At 33.3% G+C, this 14,189-nt stretch carries 14 protein-coding genes; 12 read left to right on the top strand and 2 right to left on the bottom strand.

Features of this window, described 5'->3' with window-relative positions; translation table 11 throughout:
- From RBL01_RS08735 to RBL01_RS08715, 5 genes are read left to right on the top strand one after another with little or no spacing between them, the layout of a single operon-like run.
- The gene (locus RBL01_RS08735; protein ID WP_058128697.1) at positions 1 to 1,479 is read left to right on the top strand and encodes an O-antigen polysaccharide polymerase Wzy family protein; all 1,479 of its coding nucleotides are present in this window, start codon (positions 1 to 3) and stop codon (positions 1,477 to 1,479) included.
- A gap of 9 nt (positions 1,480 to 1,488) precedes the next feature.
- Positions 1,489 to 3,030 (top strand): lipopolysaccharide biosynthesis protein, encoded by a 1,542-nt coding sequence (locus tag RBL01_RS08730; RefSeq protein WP_058128696.1) that lies wholly within the window; start codon positions 1,489 to 1,491, stop codon positions 3,028 to 3,030.
- The gene (locus tag RBL01_RS08725; RefSeq protein ID WP_058128695.1) at positions 3,027 to 4,181 is read left to right on the top strand and encodes a glycosyltransferase; all 1,155 of its coding nucleotides are present in this window, start codon (positions 3,027 to 3,029) and stop codon (positions 4,179 to 4,181) included. The genes RBL01_RS08730 and RBL01_RS08725 overlap by 4 nt, the downstream gene beginning before the upstream one ends.
- 23 nt (positions 4,182 to 4,204) lie before the next feature.
- Positions 4,205 to 5,110, top strand: coding sequence for a hypothetical protein (locus RBL01_RS08720; RefSeq protein ID WP_058128694.1), 906 nt, complete (start codon positions 4,205 to 4,207; stop codon positions 5,108 to 5,110).
- A 5-nt stretch (positions 5,111 to 5,115) separates the two neighbouring features.
- On the top strand, positions 5,116 to 6,075 hold the full coding sequence (locus RBL01_RS08715; RefSeq protein WP_058128693.1) for an NAD-dependent epimerase/dehydratase family protein: 960 nt from the start codon (positions 5,116 to 5,118) through the stop codon (positions 6,073 to 6,075).
- Positions 6,076 to 6,159: 84 nt separating this feature from the next.
- On the opposite strand, the gene RBL01_RS08710 is transcribed toward RBL01_RS08715, so the two are convergent.
- Complete coding sequence (locus tag RBL01_RS08710; RefSeq protein WP_128704423.1) at positions 6,160 to 7,329, bottom strand: serine hydrolase domain-containing protein; 1,170 nt, start codon at positions 7,327 to 7,329, stop codon at positions 6,160 to 6,162.
- Between the two features lie 203 nt (positions 7,330 to 7,532).
- On the opposite strand from RBL01_RS08710, the gene mltG reads away from it, so the two are divergent.
- The 7 genes from mltG to RBL01_RS08675 all read left to right on the top strand — a co-directional run bounded on the left by mltG (position 7,533) and on the right by RBL01_RS08675 (position 13,052).
- Positions 7,533 to 8,708: an endolytic transglycosylase MltG gene (gene mltG / locus RBL01_RS08705; RefSeq protein ID WP_058128691.1), complete on the top strand. Its 1,176-nt coding sequence runs from the start codon at positions 7,533 to 7,535 to the stop codon at positions 8,706 to 8,708.
- Between the two features lie 135 nt (positions 8,709 to 8,843).
- Positions 8,844 to 9,323 (top strand): transcription elongation factor GreA, encoded by a 480-nt coding sequence (gene greA / locus RBL01_RS08700; protein WP_002289156.1) that lies wholly within the window; start codon positions 8,844 to 8,846, stop codon positions 9,321 to 9,323.
- Between the two features lie 168 nt (positions 9,324 to 9,491).
- Positions 9,492 to 10,223 (top strand): cell wall-active antibiotics response protein LiaF, encoded by a 732-nt coding sequence (liaF, locus tag RBL01_RS08695; protein WP_058128689.1) that lies wholly within the window; start codon positions 9,492 to 9,494, stop codon positions 10,221 to 10,223.
- Positions 10,220 to 11,287 carry a two-component system sensor histidine kinase LiaS gene (liaS, locus tag RBL01_RS08690; RefSeq protein WP_002318624.1) on the top strand — a complete coding sequence of 356 codons (1,068 nt, stop codon included), beginning with the start codon at positions 10,220 to 10,222 and terminating at the stop codon, positions 11,285 to 11,287. The genes liaF and liaS overlap by 4 nt, the downstream gene beginning before the upstream one ends.
- 6 nt (positions 11,288 to 11,293) lie before the next feature.
- Entirely contained in the window at positions 11,294 to 11,926 is a 633-nt protein-coding gene (locus RBL01_RS08685; protein WP_002295404.1) for a response regulator transcription factor, read from the top strand.
- 139 nt (positions 11,927 to 12,065) lie between these two features.
- Entirely contained in the window at positions 12,066 to 12,731 is a 666-nt protein-coding gene (locus RBL01_RS08680) for a potassium channel family protein (protein WP_002289151.1), read from the top strand.
- 27 nt (positions 12,732 to 12,758) lie between these two features.
- The gene (locus tag RBL01_RS08675) at positions 12,759 to 13,052 is read left to right on the top strand and encodes a HesB/YadR/YfhF family protein (RefSeq protein WP_002318627.1); all 294 of its coding nucleotides are present in this window, start codon (positions 12,759 to 12,761) and stop codon (positions 13,050 to 13,052) included.
- Between the two features lie 67 nt (positions 13,053 to 13,119).
- Here the strand turns inward: RBL01_RS08675 and RBL01_RS08670 are convergent, their stop codons facing one another.
- Positions 13,120 to 14,067 (bottom strand): phosphoglycerate dehydrogenase, encoded by a 948-nt coding sequence (locus RBL01_RS08670; RefSeq protein ID WP_002289148.1) that lies wholly within the window; start codon positions 14,065 to 14,067, stop codon positions 13,120 to 13,122.
- Between the last annotated feature and the right edge of the window lie 122 nt (positions 14,068 to 14,189).

The raw sequence follows: 14,189 nt of genomic DNA, 5'->3' as shown, positions 1-14,189 counted from the left end.
ATGCTAAAAAAATATTTTACAATAAGAAATGCTATAAGTTTAATAATAATTGTTACTGGATGTATTCTATTTTTAATTGGAGAATTATATAATAGCTATGAATTGCAAGTATTTGGGATCACATTCATATGGTTAAATAATATATTTTTTTCTTTATATAATATAAAAAAGAGAATAATTTTCTTTTTTCTTAATATAACTATGTTTACTCTTTTAATAAGTAGACCATTGATAGCAACAGTTAGAGGAAGTAAATTTTGGTATTTTCCTTACGATAATATCAACTTTGCATTGACAGGTGTTTTCTTTAGTTTACTTTTTTTATTCATAGGATCATTAGTAGCAACTATATTTACTAAGAAAATTATTAGTGAATCAATCTTGATAAATCAAAATACTCACGAAAATGAAAAAATTCATTTGTTGCGAATTACTTCTGGGGTTCTTTATATTACTTCTATATTGTCTACATTACTTATAAATATTGAAAAATACTTATATGCTAGGTCAACTAGTTATCTCGAATTTCATGCTGGTTTTACTTCTCACTTACCCTTTTTTATCAAGGGATTTTCATTGTTTAGCACATTTGCTTTATGTATATTTTTAGCAACATATCCTACAAAAAAAAGAAGTATTATTATGTTAGCATTATATGTTTTAACCACTGTTCCTACATTTCTGATGGGAAGTAGAAATAGCTTGGTATTGAGTTTTCTCTTTGCTCTAGTGTATGTCATAATGAGAAGTTTTTATGATAAAAAAGAAAGTTGGTTTGGTAAAAAAGAAGGAATCATTATTGGTGCCATGGTGCCTCCTGGATTGTTTGGTTTGGGAATAATGAATTACTTACGTGCAGGAGAATCTGCTCCAAAAGGGATATTCTCTATTATTATTGACTTTTTTTATAAACAAGGAACAACATTTGATACGTTGAGTATAGGCTATAAGTTTATGGACAAACTTCCATTTTCAGAAATAAAATTATATACATTTGGACCTTTTCTTGATGCATTAAAGTATGGTGTGATAAGCCAAACCATCTTTGGAATGAGAAGTATGAATGAGGGCAATAATTATTACCGAGGAATTGCTAGTTATCAATTAGCCAATAATTTAGATTATGTAAGTAGATGGAAGGATTTCTTTAAAGGTAATGGATTTGGTTCATCTTTTATACTTGAAACGTACTTGGATTTTGGCTATATTGGAGTGATTATTTCTAGTTTTATTTTTGGAATATTAACTATTTTATTTATAGTATATTTTAGAAAAAACAAAGTATTTGTTAACATATTTATACTAACATCTTTAATAAGTTTTTTCTTTTTACCACGGGATGCTACGCTTAGATGGGCAGTATTTATTTTAAAACCTTCTTTTTGGATGAGCGTTTGTTTTTGTTATGTTGGAGCATTTTTACTGAGTAAATTTAAAAGTAAGAAAATAGTAAAATATTTTAGCACTTTATTTAATTAGGAGGATATTTTGAAAAAGAAAAGTAGAATGCAGTACTCTCTTATTAATTCGAGTGTTTCAGCGACTATATATATTTTTAACATTTTAATTAAATTTATTTCTAGAAGTGTATTTATTTATTTTTTAGGAGCTGAATATCTCGGGTTAAATGGATTATTTACAAATATTTTATCTATGTTGTCTTTAGCTGAATTAGGAATTGGTACTTCAATAGTCTATTCTCTATACTCACCAATTGCAAAAGGTGATGAAAGTAAAATTAATTCGTTAATGCATCTCTATAAGAAAATATACACATTTATTGGCTTAGCAATAGGGGTGTTAGGAATTATGTTGGTGCCTCTCTTGCCATATATGATTGGTGATGCAAGATATATCAAAAATATTTACGTGATATATTTCTTATTTTTACTAAATTCTGTAAGTAGTTACTTTTTCACTTACAATAGATCGTTGCTTATTGCAGATCAAAAATCATATATTCCTGTGCTATATGATTTTTTATGTAATTGTTTTGTTACAATATTTCAATTTATAAGCCTATACTTTTATCAAAATTATATAATTTTTTTATGCATACAAATATTAGGTACAATTACAGCAAATGTACTATTGACTTTTAAGGTAAAAAAATATTATCCGTATTTGAGAAAATTTAAATTTTATTCTTTAGATAATGAGACTAAGGAAACTTTGAAAAGAAATACAATAGGGAATTTATCTTCCAAAATTGGTAGCGTGGTGGTTAATGGTACTGACAATATTTTTATTTCCTCCTTTGTAGGTATTAGCACTGTGGGGATATACTCAAATTATATTTTGATTGTTAATAGCATAAGAGGGCTCTGTGGGCAAATAACTAACTCAATTACTTCAAGTATTGGTAACGTTGCTGTTGATAAAGATGATCATTTAAGTATTAAAGTATTTGAGCGGCATAACTTTGTGAATTTCACTTTGACATACTATTCAAGTATCATACTAATTGCTACAATAAATCCATTTATTGATTTTTGGGTGGGGCCAAAATATAAATTATCTCCAATAACAGTTTTTTTTATTATCCTTAATTTTGTGATATTAATGATGAGAAACTCATCAATAGTTTTCATCGAAGCATTTGGTTTGGCATGGCAACAAAGATGGAAATCTGTGATTGAGGCAGTTCTTAATATCGTATTTTCATTTTTCTTTTTGTTAGTTTTTAAATTAGGTATTAATGGAGTTCTTTTTGCTACAACAGTATCATCTTTAATGACTGTTTGTTGGATTGAACCTTATGTAGTGTATAAATATGGATTACATTCTTCTATCTATAATTATATAAAAATTATCTCAAAGCAGTTAGTTACATTGGCAATTGCAGCAACAATTATATTTTTTGTGATTACGGGGAGGTTCTCTTCTAATCTGACAGGAATATTACTATATGCAACAACAAGTTTTTTGGTGGGTACTATTATTTATCTATTGGTCTATTTTAAATCTCCTGAACTGCGATTTTTTTATGTCACATTGATTAATATTGTTCGAAAGAAGTTGATTAAATGAATGTAGGATTTATATCTGATAGTTTTCCAATGGGAGGCATTGCTAGAGTAGTTACATTAATAGGTGATGGTATGGAGAAATTTGATAATAATTCATTTTATTTAAGTGCATCTGGAGATAGCTCAAATTTTTATAAAATACCTTCAGGTAAGCTTACTATCTCTAAGTATAAGATTAGAGAAACTAAAATTTTAAAGTATACAACTTATATAAAAAAATATACTGAACTAGTATTGAATAATAAAAGTGTAAACCTGGCTAATTACATGAATAAACAATATATGGCAATTTCAGAATTTATAAAATCTAATCATCTAGACATTATTATAATCTGTAGATACGATCTTACTTTTTTAGTTTCAAGATTAAAAGAAAAGTTTCCTAGCTTAAAAGTTATAGTGTGGATACACGGACCTGTAAATATCTATACGGAAAAGAAAGAGAGACTCAAGTATTTAGAATTTTATAAGGATAATCTTTTAAAAAGTGATGCAGTTGTATGCTTAACTGAATATGATATTGCTGCTTTAGCAAAAATAAATATTGAAGGAAGAAAAATATATAATCCGATTATTTATGAAAAAGACGATGACTGTATAAATACTGAAAGAAATAATAATATTTTATGTGTTTCGAGGCTTGATATAGAGAGCAAAGGGATAGATATTTTAGTAAAATTGGCAGATAAGCTACCAGATAATTGGAATGTTAATCTAATAGGAGATGGTACAAAGTCACAAATAGAAAAATTTCAATATTTGTATTCTAAAATGAAATATCCATCAAAAATAAATTACTTAGGACCTAAAAATTCTGATGAATTAGCCGCATATTATAAAAATTCTAGAATTCTAGTCTCACCTGCCCTATATGAAGGTTTTGGATTAACACTTGTTGAGGCAATGAACTTTGGATTACCTGTTGTCACTTTTGAAACGACAGGTGCAATGGAAATAACTCAGAATGGTAAGTTTGGATATCTTGTGAAAGATTTTTCAGAAAATAATTTTATAAAAGGTACGATTGATTTAATTAATAATGAGAAAATTTTAGCAGAATATACTGAACTAGCTCTTTTAAGAAGCAATACTTTTTCATTAAATTCTATATTACAGCAATGGGAAGAGTTATTAAAGTATGTGACTTCATAATTAAGAAAGTGTAGGAAAAGTAATTGAAAAAAATAATTTATTTAATAGGGACCATAAGTCTATTTTTAATTTTAGTCGGTTGTACAAAAAATGTGGAAAATGCCCACTTGTCATTTGATGAACCTGCTTTTTATGCTGATAGTGAGGGTAAAGTTGAAATAACAGGTACATTGAAAAATGGTGAAAATGGAATTTTAGATGGTAATATTAATACGAAAAATATTAAAGTAAAAGTAAATCCAAAAGGTAAATTTAAGATATACTATACTATACAAAATATTCATGATGATAAAATATATTTAGGGTTAAAATCAAATGGTACTATAGTTGGCGATGAAGCTGATATAATTATCAGTCCTAAAACTAGAGACGATTATTTGGTTTCAGCAAATGATATAATAAATCAATATCGTGAAGATGGTAATATGGTTTTAAATCCATCTGAAATTAGTGGAAATGACATGGCTAATGTTGGTTTATCCATGAATAAAATTTCTCCGATGACATCTATGCAATTTGAAGTCAAAACAATTAGCGATTGTGATGCAAAGGTGAGAATTTTTACGTTTAATTCATATGAAGAATTAAATAATGCCTATCTGTACTTAATTCAAAATACAAGAAGTTTAATAAATTTTGACGGTGTAAATTTAAACATACCAGATACACATGATCTTATTCCTCCAGTTATTAATGATATTAAAACAAATAATAATCCTCAGCTATCTGAAAAATACTCTTATTATATTAACAACGTTAATAAAGAACCTTTACTGTTTTCATGGGTTTATGAAGCTTGGATTGAAGATTCTGGATATGTCCTTATACAACAGGATCCTGAAATAAGCAAAACTATGGCGGGGGAATATGAGAGTGGAATAAACTTATTATTGAACAGAAATAAGATTAATGAGTCAGAAGTGGAGTGAATTTCATGAAGAAAATATTGATCACTGGTGGGGCTGGCTTCATTGGTTCTACCTTAGCTAATCATTTAGGAGAAGAACATGTGGTAATCGTCGTTGATGACTTATCAATGGGAAAAGTAGAAAATCTTGATATGACGAAAAATATCACTTTTATTGAGGGGGATGTTGCAGAGAAATCCTTGATGGAAGAGATCATGAAAGCTAATAAATTTGATTATATCTTTCATTTAGCAGCAGTTGCCAGTGTGGCGGACTCAGTTGCTAGACCGGTGGAAACACATCGTGTGAATTTTGAAAGTGTATTAATGATTTTAGAATTGATCCGCAAGTATCAACCTGATTTAAAACGGATCGTATTTAGTTCTTCAGCGGCTGTTTATGGCGATGAACCGACTTTGCCAAAAAAAGAAGAGTCCGTGATTCGCCCATTGACGCCTTATGCGGTTGATAAATTTGCTGCAGAACAATATGTGCTAGATTATTGTCATTTATATGATGTACCTGGTAGCGCAGTTCGTTTCTTCAATGTCTATGGCCCAAATCAAAATCCCAATTCTCCATACAGTGGTGTGATTTCTATTCTCGTAGATCGCTACAAGAAACAAATCGTAGGAGAAACAACTTCATTTACGCTATTTGGTGATGGAAGTCAGTCTAGAGATTTTGTTTATATAGATGATGTGATCCAAGCGTTACTTTTAGTTGCAAATGAGGAAGCCGCACTGGGGAAACAATTCAATGTTGGAACGGGTAAAGCAACTACACTTTTGGAATTGATCCATGCAATCAATGAAATTCTCGGTGTAGAATTGACACTTGAATACAAAGAAGAGCGTTCGGGTGATATCCATGATTCTCTAGCAGATATTACTAAGATTCGGTCGATTGGTTACCAACCAAAATATGATATTTTAAGTGGAATGACTAATTATTTAAAAACTGAAATTAACAAGAAAAGGGAATGACAAGACCTTTGTCATTCCCTTTTCTTGGCTCTTTTTTGAACAAATGCTGTTCAAAAAAGTAGTATTTCCTAGCTTTTCATCATATCAGCTAGTTGCTAACTTATTCGTTTCTTCCATTAGATCATAGATTTGATTTCTTAAATAACCTGTAGGGAGTTTAATAGTTTTGTCCGGTTTTACATTGCTCTCCATGATGACCGCATCCTGTGAATCTTTACTAAATACCGAGGCCGTATCGAAAGAGTCGATATTTCCTTGTGATAGGATATAGTTATCTCCGCTATATACCCCACCACTATATGGATGTCCATTCGCATTTTCACGCCATAGTGAGAAGAGTATGTCTTTGGAAACTAGTTTTCCAGATAAAACTTGTGTAAACAGCGTATCTAAATCATAGACGGACATACTGATATTACCAGTCCCTAATTCGTTATGGATCTCTGTTTCAGATTCTGTCAGTGGTTTAAAGTAATCATCCTCTTTAGACATTTGATAGGATAGTGCATGATTGGATGAATTTTTGACTTGGTCATAAAATTTTGTATGCTGTAATCCTAAAGGTTGAATGATATCGTCGGTCAACAATTTTTCATAGGGTTGATTTGTTAATTTGATCAAAATTCCAGTCAATATGGTAAAGTTTAATGGTTCGTAATGATACGTCTGGTAGTCTGTAAATTTTAAGTGCTGAATCGCAAATTGAACGACTTCTTCATCAGTCATCGGTATGGTTGGAGAAGCAGTTCGGTGCAAGCCTGAGCGCATATACAGCAAGTCACGGATAGTAATTTGCTGGCTGCCAGCAATTTGTGGATAGAATTGAGACAGCTTAGTATCTAAAGAAAGGTGCCCACGCTCGACTTGTTTTAAAATCAAAAGAGTAGTCAATGCTTTTTGAACCGAACCAATCTGATAATAAAGAGAAGGATCATTTGGTTGTTGCGTGAGTTTATTCGCATAGCCATAGCCCTTTTCCATGATGATGCGATTATTTTTCTTTACGTAAATTGAGCCAATATAATCATTTTTTCTTAATAGTTGATCGATTTTTTCAACGAGCTGTTGTTCATTGGTAGTCAGTATCAACTTTTTTTGAGCTGATTGAGCATGGGCAACTATCTGAGAGTGTTCATTATTGTAAAATTGCCATCCAAGAATAGTTCCTGTAGAGAACGCACTAAGGCTAAACAACACGACAACGATCATTAAAAATGAATATTTTCTTTTTTTAGCATGTTTTCCTTTTTTCATAATAGTTTATTTAGTCTCCTTTCTTTTTTACAGAAAGAATAAAGCTAAAATAGCTTGTATCTTGATAACATTTATTTTAATCTTATAGTAATGGATTTACTACTTACATTTTTGATAGAATATTTAAATAAAATCATTCACGCCAATTCAAATATCATGTATAATGAATAAAGTTACGAACTTGATAGTAAGGAGGAGTTGTTTTGTCAGAAAACAAACAACACCCAAGTAAAGATAAAAAAGAAGCCAGTAAGGCAGCTACAGCAGATATAATCGACAAGCGGAGAAATCTGCGTAAAAAAGAAGATAAGATTGTGAGGAAGATCATTTTAGTGATTGCTCTTACATTATTGATTATTGGCGGATTTCTTGGATTTACCGTGTATCGTTATGTAGATAGCGGGTTGAAGCCTTTAGATAAATCAGATGACCAATTAGTCCAAGTCGAGATCCCGAGTGGCTCTTCTAACAAGCAGATTGGTGAGATTTTGGAGAAGGACAATATTATTAAAAGCGGGATTGTTTTCAATTATTATACAAAATTTAAAAATTTAACTGGCTTTCAAGCTGGCTATTATCAGTTAGCGCCTAATATGACTCTTGACGAGATTGGCAAACAGTTGCAAGAAGGCGGTACTTCTGAGCCAACAAAAGTTGCAGATGGGAAAATTGCCATTCCAGAAGGGTACGATATCGATCAGATTGCTGAACGGGTAGCGAAGGTAACTGGTAAAGACAAGAAAGAATTTTTAGATTTAGTGAATGATGAGACTTTCTTTAACGAGTTGCACCAAAAATTCCCAGAACTGTTGGAAAGTGCATCTAAAGCTGAGAACACAAAATACCGTTTGGAAGGTTACTTATTCCCAGCCACATATGATTATTACACGAGTACTTCGCTTAAGGATCTAGTGATTGAAATGGTGAACAAGACGAATACGGTCATGCAAAACTATTATTCAGCTATCAAGCAGAAAAATTTGACTGTACAAGAAGTTTTAACTCTAGCTTCTCTAGTTGAAAAAGAAGGCGTAAAAGAAAATGATCGTAAAAACATTGCACAAGTCTTCTTTAACCGAATCAAAGCAAATATGCCACTTCAGTCAGATATCTCTGTTTTATACGCATTAGGTGAACACAAAGAATTAGTGACGTATGAAGATACAGCTGTAGATTCACCATATAATTTGTATACCAATACCGGCTATGGACCTGGACCTTTTGACAATCCAAGCGAAGAGGCAATCAAGGCAGTATTAGAACCAGCAGAAAATGACTATTATTATTTCGTAGCAGATACGAGCACTGGAAATGTTTATTTCGCTAAAACTTATGAAGAACATATGGAATTAGTGGAAAAATATGTAAATAATTCTTAAAAAAACAGGCTCTAGACATTGATCATTTTTAGAAAAACATTTACATTTGAAGAAAAGCGTGGTAATCTTTTTTGGACTATATTCCTCAAAAGATTACCTTTTGCGGTATTTTATCGAAAAAAGGAGACGTTACACATGGTAGAGAAAGTTTATCCAATGACTCTAGAAGGTAAAGAAAAATTAGAAAAAGAATTAGAAGAACTAAAAACAGTCAAACGCGGAGAAATCATTGAACGAATCAAAATTGCCCGCGGTTTCGGAGATCTTTCCGAAAACTCTGAATATGAATCAGCGAAAGATGAACAAGCATTTGTTGAAGGAAGAATCACAACAATTGAAAATATGATTCGTTTTGCTCAAATCATCGATAACGACGGTGTAGATGCAGATGAGGTATCAATTGGTAAAACAGTTACATTCATCGAACTACCAGATGGAGAAGAAGAAGAGTACACGATTGTCGGAAGCGCTGAAGCAGATCCGTTTTCTGGCAAAATTTCCAATGATTCTCCTATTGCGCAAGCATTGATTGGCAAACGTAAAAATGATGAAGTAACTATTGCTACTCCAGGTGGCGATATGTTAGTTAAAATCGTCAAAGTAGAACAAGCGTAGTCTGACTGAAAGATCTAGAGAGTTCATCTTACTGATGATACACTCTAGATCTTTTTCTCTTTGTGTATTTTAGATTTCAACAAACGATCTTACATCTAAAGTCCTATAGCCAACAGTTAAAAAAATAGGTATGATGAAATGAGAATGTGTCAGGAGGGAGAAAGAGCGATGAATAGTTCTTGGCGTTTTTTTGTGGTAGTTGAAGCACTACTGCTGTTATTTGCTGTTTGGCAAATCGTAAACAATACTGGACTTTTGCTTTTAGTGATATTCGGTATTTTCAATATATATCTAGCTATGCGCAAACATCCTCGTACTAAATTTCAAAATTTTCAATTGATATTAGGAAGTTTGGTCATTTTTTTTAGCTTAGTCAACAGTCCTGCTTTATGGATGATGGCTGTATTTGCCGTTTTATTTATTGGTCTGAAAGGTGTAGAGATTTCAGGGATAGATTTAACCAAAAATGCTTTTTGGCGAAAGAAACAGATCATGATGATCCAAACAGAGCAATTAAAAACACATAATAATGAGCGGAAAAGACAGCAATTATTCGGTAACCAACGTATTGGAAACGACGTCTATGAATGGGACGATATCAACATCGCCGTCATTTCTGGTGATACTATCATAGATTTGGGCAATACGCTTTTGCCAAAAGATGATAATATTGTGATTGTAAGAAAAGGGATAGGCAGAACACGGATCTTAGTACCTTTGGGCGTAGCCATCCGATTAGAGCATGCGACATTAGTAGGAAATGTCTTGTTTGAAGAAGAGCAATTTTCTTTGAAAAATGAACAAATCAAAATCTACAGCAGTGATTATGATGAAAATCCTCGCAGATTGAAGATCATTACCAATACCTTGGTTGGAGATGTCGAGGTGATACGAATATGATGGGAAGAATATCCAAAGCAATGCTAGCTGTTTATTCGGGGATTGCGGCTTTCCTTATTATTCTATTTTCACTTTTCACTTATTTTTATGCCAGTAACCAAAGTCATTGGTGGGGAGAATTGCTGCGTGCGCGTTTATTATACGTTCCGCTTATCTTCCATTTGATGGCAATTTCATTAGGTGTAGGATTGATCGTATTTCTATTGTTATCACTTATTCAAAAGGCAAAATACGGGAAAATCGAAGAAAAGCTTCGTGCACTTTCTTCTGGCAATTATGAATCCAAACTTTTGCATCAGCCGATCCCAAGCGCGTCGGATGATCTGTACATCAAAGATATTGATATGGAAATTACTAAAATAAAAGAAAAAATGATCGAAGTATCCAGTGAATTACAGATTATGACTAGCCGTCCTCAATATGTAGATGGACAAACCAAAGAAGAGATTTTAGAATTAGAAAGGCATCGATTAGCTCGTGAGCTTCATGATTCAGTTTCACAGCAATTATTTGCAGCGATGATGATGATGTCGGCATTGACGGAGCAAGCAGAAAAAAGTGAGACACCAGAAATGTTCCGTAAGCAGTTGAAAATGGTGGCAGAGATCATCAACGCTTCCCAGTCTGAGATGCGTGCGCTGCTTCTTCATCTGCGTCCAGTCAATTTAGAAGAAAAAAGTTTAAAACAAGGCATTGAGCAGTTATTGAAGGAATTGCAGAATAAAATCCAGATTTCGCTAAAATGGGATGTAGAAGATGTAAAATTAACTAGTTCCATTGAGGATCACTTGTTCCGAATCGTTCAAGAATTGTTATCAAACACATTAAGACATGCTAAGGCTAATGAATTAGAAGTCTATTTGCATAAAATAGATAACAATCTTTTATTACGTATCATTGACGACGGGACAGGATTTAATATGAATGAAACCAAAACGGGAAGTTATGGATTGAATAATATCAAAGAACGAGTAGCTGGTATTGGTGGAACAGTAAAAATCATTAGTTTTAAAGGGCAAGGTACGAGCGTGGAGATCAAGGTCCCTTTGATGAAGGAGGCATAGATAAAGATGATAAAAGTTTTATTAGTAGATGACCATGAAATGGTACGCTTAGGCGTCTCTTCTTATTTATCTATCCAAGAAGACATTGAAGTGATTGGAGAAGCTGAAAATGGACGTCAAGGCTATGAAAAGGCGATGGCACTTCGACCAGATGTCATTTTAATGGATCTAGTCATGGAAGAAATGGATGGCATCGAATCAACAAAAGCAATCTTAAAAGATTGGCCAAAAGCCAAAATCATTATCGTCACAAGTTTTATTGATGATGAAAAAGTTTATCCTGCAATTGAAGCAGGAGCAGCAGGATATTTGTTGAAGACGTCTACCGCACATGAAATAGCTGATGCTATAAGGGCTACGCAACGCGGCGAGCGAGTATTGGAACCTGAAGTGACAACAAAAATGATGGAAAAAATGAGTCGGCGAAATGATCCAGTATTGCATGAAGAATTAACGAATCGAGAAAATGAAATTTTGATGCTGATTTCTGAAGGGAAAAGTAATCAGGAAATCGCGGATGAATTGTTTATCACACTGAAAACAGTTAAAACGCATGTGTCGAATATATTAGCTAAGTTAGAGGTAGAAGACCGAACTCAAGCAGCTATCTATGCGTTTAAACATGGTTTGGTGAAATAAAAACGATGATAAAGAGGATAATCAAAAGCTGAGAAAATAACTATTATTTTTCTTGGCTTTTTTACAATAATGATGCTTGCTTTTGTTTTTGGAAAGGCTTTGTTATACTGAGAAAAGAAGATACTAAAGGAGGAAAATGGTGAAACAAAATTTTGCAATTGTAGGCCTTGGACGATTTGGCGGAAGCATCTGCCGTACACTGATCGAAGCTGGACAAGAAGTACTGGCTATTGACAGTAATGAAGATCGAGTCAATGAATATATGAATATAGCCACTCATGCTGTTGTGGCAAATGCACAGGATGAGATGACACTTCGTTCATTAGGTATAAGAAATTTCGATCATGTAATTGTCGCTATTGGAGAAGATATCCAAGCCAGTATCTTAGTTACTCTGATGGTAAAGGAAATGGGCGTACCGAATATTTTAGCAAAAGCCCAAAATGAGTACCATGCCCGTGTACTAGAGAAGATCGGAGCAGATCGTGTCGTACACCCTGAGCGAGACATGGGGATACGGATTGCACATAACTTAGTATCAAAGAATATTCTAGACTACTTAGAGCTGTCAGATAAATATTCTTTAGCAGAAATCCGAGTCTCCAATCCTAAATTTTTCAACAAAACATTAGCTGAATTAAATTTCAGGCAACGTTTTGACTTAACAGTAGTCGCCATACGAAGAGTAGATCAAACGGTTATCGCTTCTCCTGCAGCAGATGAATATGTTCGCGAAAATGATAATCTACTGGTGATTGGAGAGACAGGCGATGTGGATATTCTAGACGATAAGATGAATCAATAGAAAGAAAAGAGAAAGTAGGTTGTTGGGATGGAATTAACGGTAACGCCAAAAGCACAAAAGTGGTTTGACTCAGAAATTGATCTGCCAGAAACTTACGGAATACGTTTTTTTGGAAAAGTCTACGGCAAAACAGAGGTTCATGATGGTTTTTCGATTGGAATGTCAGTTGAACAGCCAGAACATCCTGTAAAGAAAGTGGAAATGGATGGGACACTTTTTTTTATCGAGGAAGCAGATGAATGGTTCTTTAAAGGATATGATTTACTTGTTGATTATGATCCCAACCTGGAGGAGCCAACCTATCACTTTAAAAAACAATAAAAAAAGAGAGGGTGACACAAGTTTTGTCACCTTCTCTTTTTTCTTTTGAAAATATTGTTTTCAGCTATTAATATCCTGCAGACAATTTTACTTGATTGGTTTGAAGCTCATGGGTGGCAAAGTAGCTTTTCAGATTGGTTAAAAAAATAGCCATTAATTTCTTTTGAAAATCAGGTGTCAAACCTGCAATGTGGGAAGTAATCAGTACATTGTCCATTTTCCAAAGAGGATGATCTTGTGGAAGAGGCTCTTCCTCAAAAACGTCTAATGCTGCAAAGGAAAGTTGCTGGTTATTTAAAGCCTGCACCAGATCTTGTGTCTTAACAGAAGCACCACGGCCAACATTGATGAATACAGATTTTGGATCAAAGTGTTCAAACATATGCTGATCAAAGAGCCCAGTTGTTTCCTCCGTTAGAGGTAAGATATTGACTACGAAATCTACTTCAGGAAGAACTTCCTTTAGTTGATTTAAAGAAAAAGTCTTTTCCATTCCTTCTGCTGGATGACCGGATGTATTGATTCCATAGCAGTTCATGTCTAATGCTTTGCATTTTTTTGCAATCATTTTTCCAATATGGCCAGTTCCAATGATTAGTATTTTTTTTCCTTGGATAGATTGGTAATGGACCGATGAACCTAACCATTTCATGTCACTCTGTGCTTTTTGTGCTTGAAAAAGACCACGAGAATACCCAAGGATGATTCCTAAGACATGCTCCGTAATCGATTCACTGTGGATGCCACTACCATTTGAAAGTAAAATATGTTTCTTTGAAAAAGTCTCAAGGGGTAGCTGATCAACACCAGCTGAGATAGATTGGACCCATTTCAAGGTAGAAGAGGCTAATAGTTTTTCTTGGTAGTCTGAGTTCCAGCCCAAACTGATCTCTACATTTTGTAGATCCTCTGGTTGTAATTCTGTTTTAAAGATATAACCAGGCGCTATAGTATGGATTTCTTCGATAAATTCATCACGAAATGGACGATCTGCATAAATGATTCTTTCTGACATTGTTAATTTCCCGCCTTTCTTTACTCTAAGTGTAGCGCATACAAGAAGAACTTTGAAGCGCCTTGCTTGTTTTTTGAGAAAGAAATATTTTTCAAATAAAAAAGGGGCTGTGACAAAAAAAT

The organism is Enterococcus sp. SB12 (assembly GCF_030910025.2).
Lineage (GTDB): Bacteria > Bacillota > Bacilli > Lactobacillales > Enterococcaceae > Enterococcus_B > Enterococcus_B faecium.
The sequence above is the reverse complement of the archived record's forward strand: the minus strand, read 5'-3'. Positions and strand labels throughout refer to the sequence as shown.

What these genes read in the sequence shown, in the direction of transcription:
- RBL01_RS08725 (WP_058128695.1), top strand. Translation starts at nt 3,027, where the DNA reads ATGAATGTAGGATTTATATCTGATAGTTTTCCAATGGGAGGCATTGCT.
- RBL01_RS08685 (WP_002295404.1), top strand. Translation starts at nt 11,294, where the DNA reads ATGATAAAAGTTTTATTAGTAGATGACCATGAAATGGTACGCTTAGGC.
- RBL01_RS08710 (WP_128704423.1), bottom strand. Translation starts at nt 7,329, where the DNA reads ATGAAAAAAGGAAAACATGCTAAAAAAAGAAAATATTCATTTTTAATG.
- RBL01_RS08715 (WP_058128693.1), top strand. Translation starts at nt 5,116, where the DNA reads ATGAAGAAAATATTGATCACTGGTGGGGCTGGCTTCATTGGTTCTACC.
- RBL01_RS08670 (WP_002289148.1), bottom strand. Translation starts at nt 14,067, where the DNA reads ATGTCAGAAAGAATCATTTATGCAGATCGTCCATTTCGTGATGAATTT.
- liaF (WP_058128689.1), top strand. Translation starts at nt 9,492, where the DNA reads ATGAATAGTTCTTGGCGTTTTTTTGTGGTAGTTGAAGCACTACTGCTG.
- RBL01_RS08735 (WP_058128697.1), top strand. Translation starts at nt 1, where the DNA reads ATGCTAAAAAAATATTTTACAATAAGAAATGCTATAAGTTTAATAATA.
- liaS (WP_002318624.1), top strand. Translation starts at nt 10,220, where the DNA reads ATGATGGGAAGAATATCCAAAGCAATGCTAGCTGTTTATTCGGGGATT.
- RBL01_RS08675 (WP_002318627.1), top strand. Translation starts at nt 12,759, where the DNA reads ATGGAATTAACGGTAACGCCAAAAGCACAAAAGTGGTTTGACTCAGAA.
- greA (WP_002289156.1), top strand. Translation starts at nt 8,844, where the DNA reads ATGGTAGAGAAAGTTTATCCAATGACTCTAGAAGGTAAAGAAAAATTA.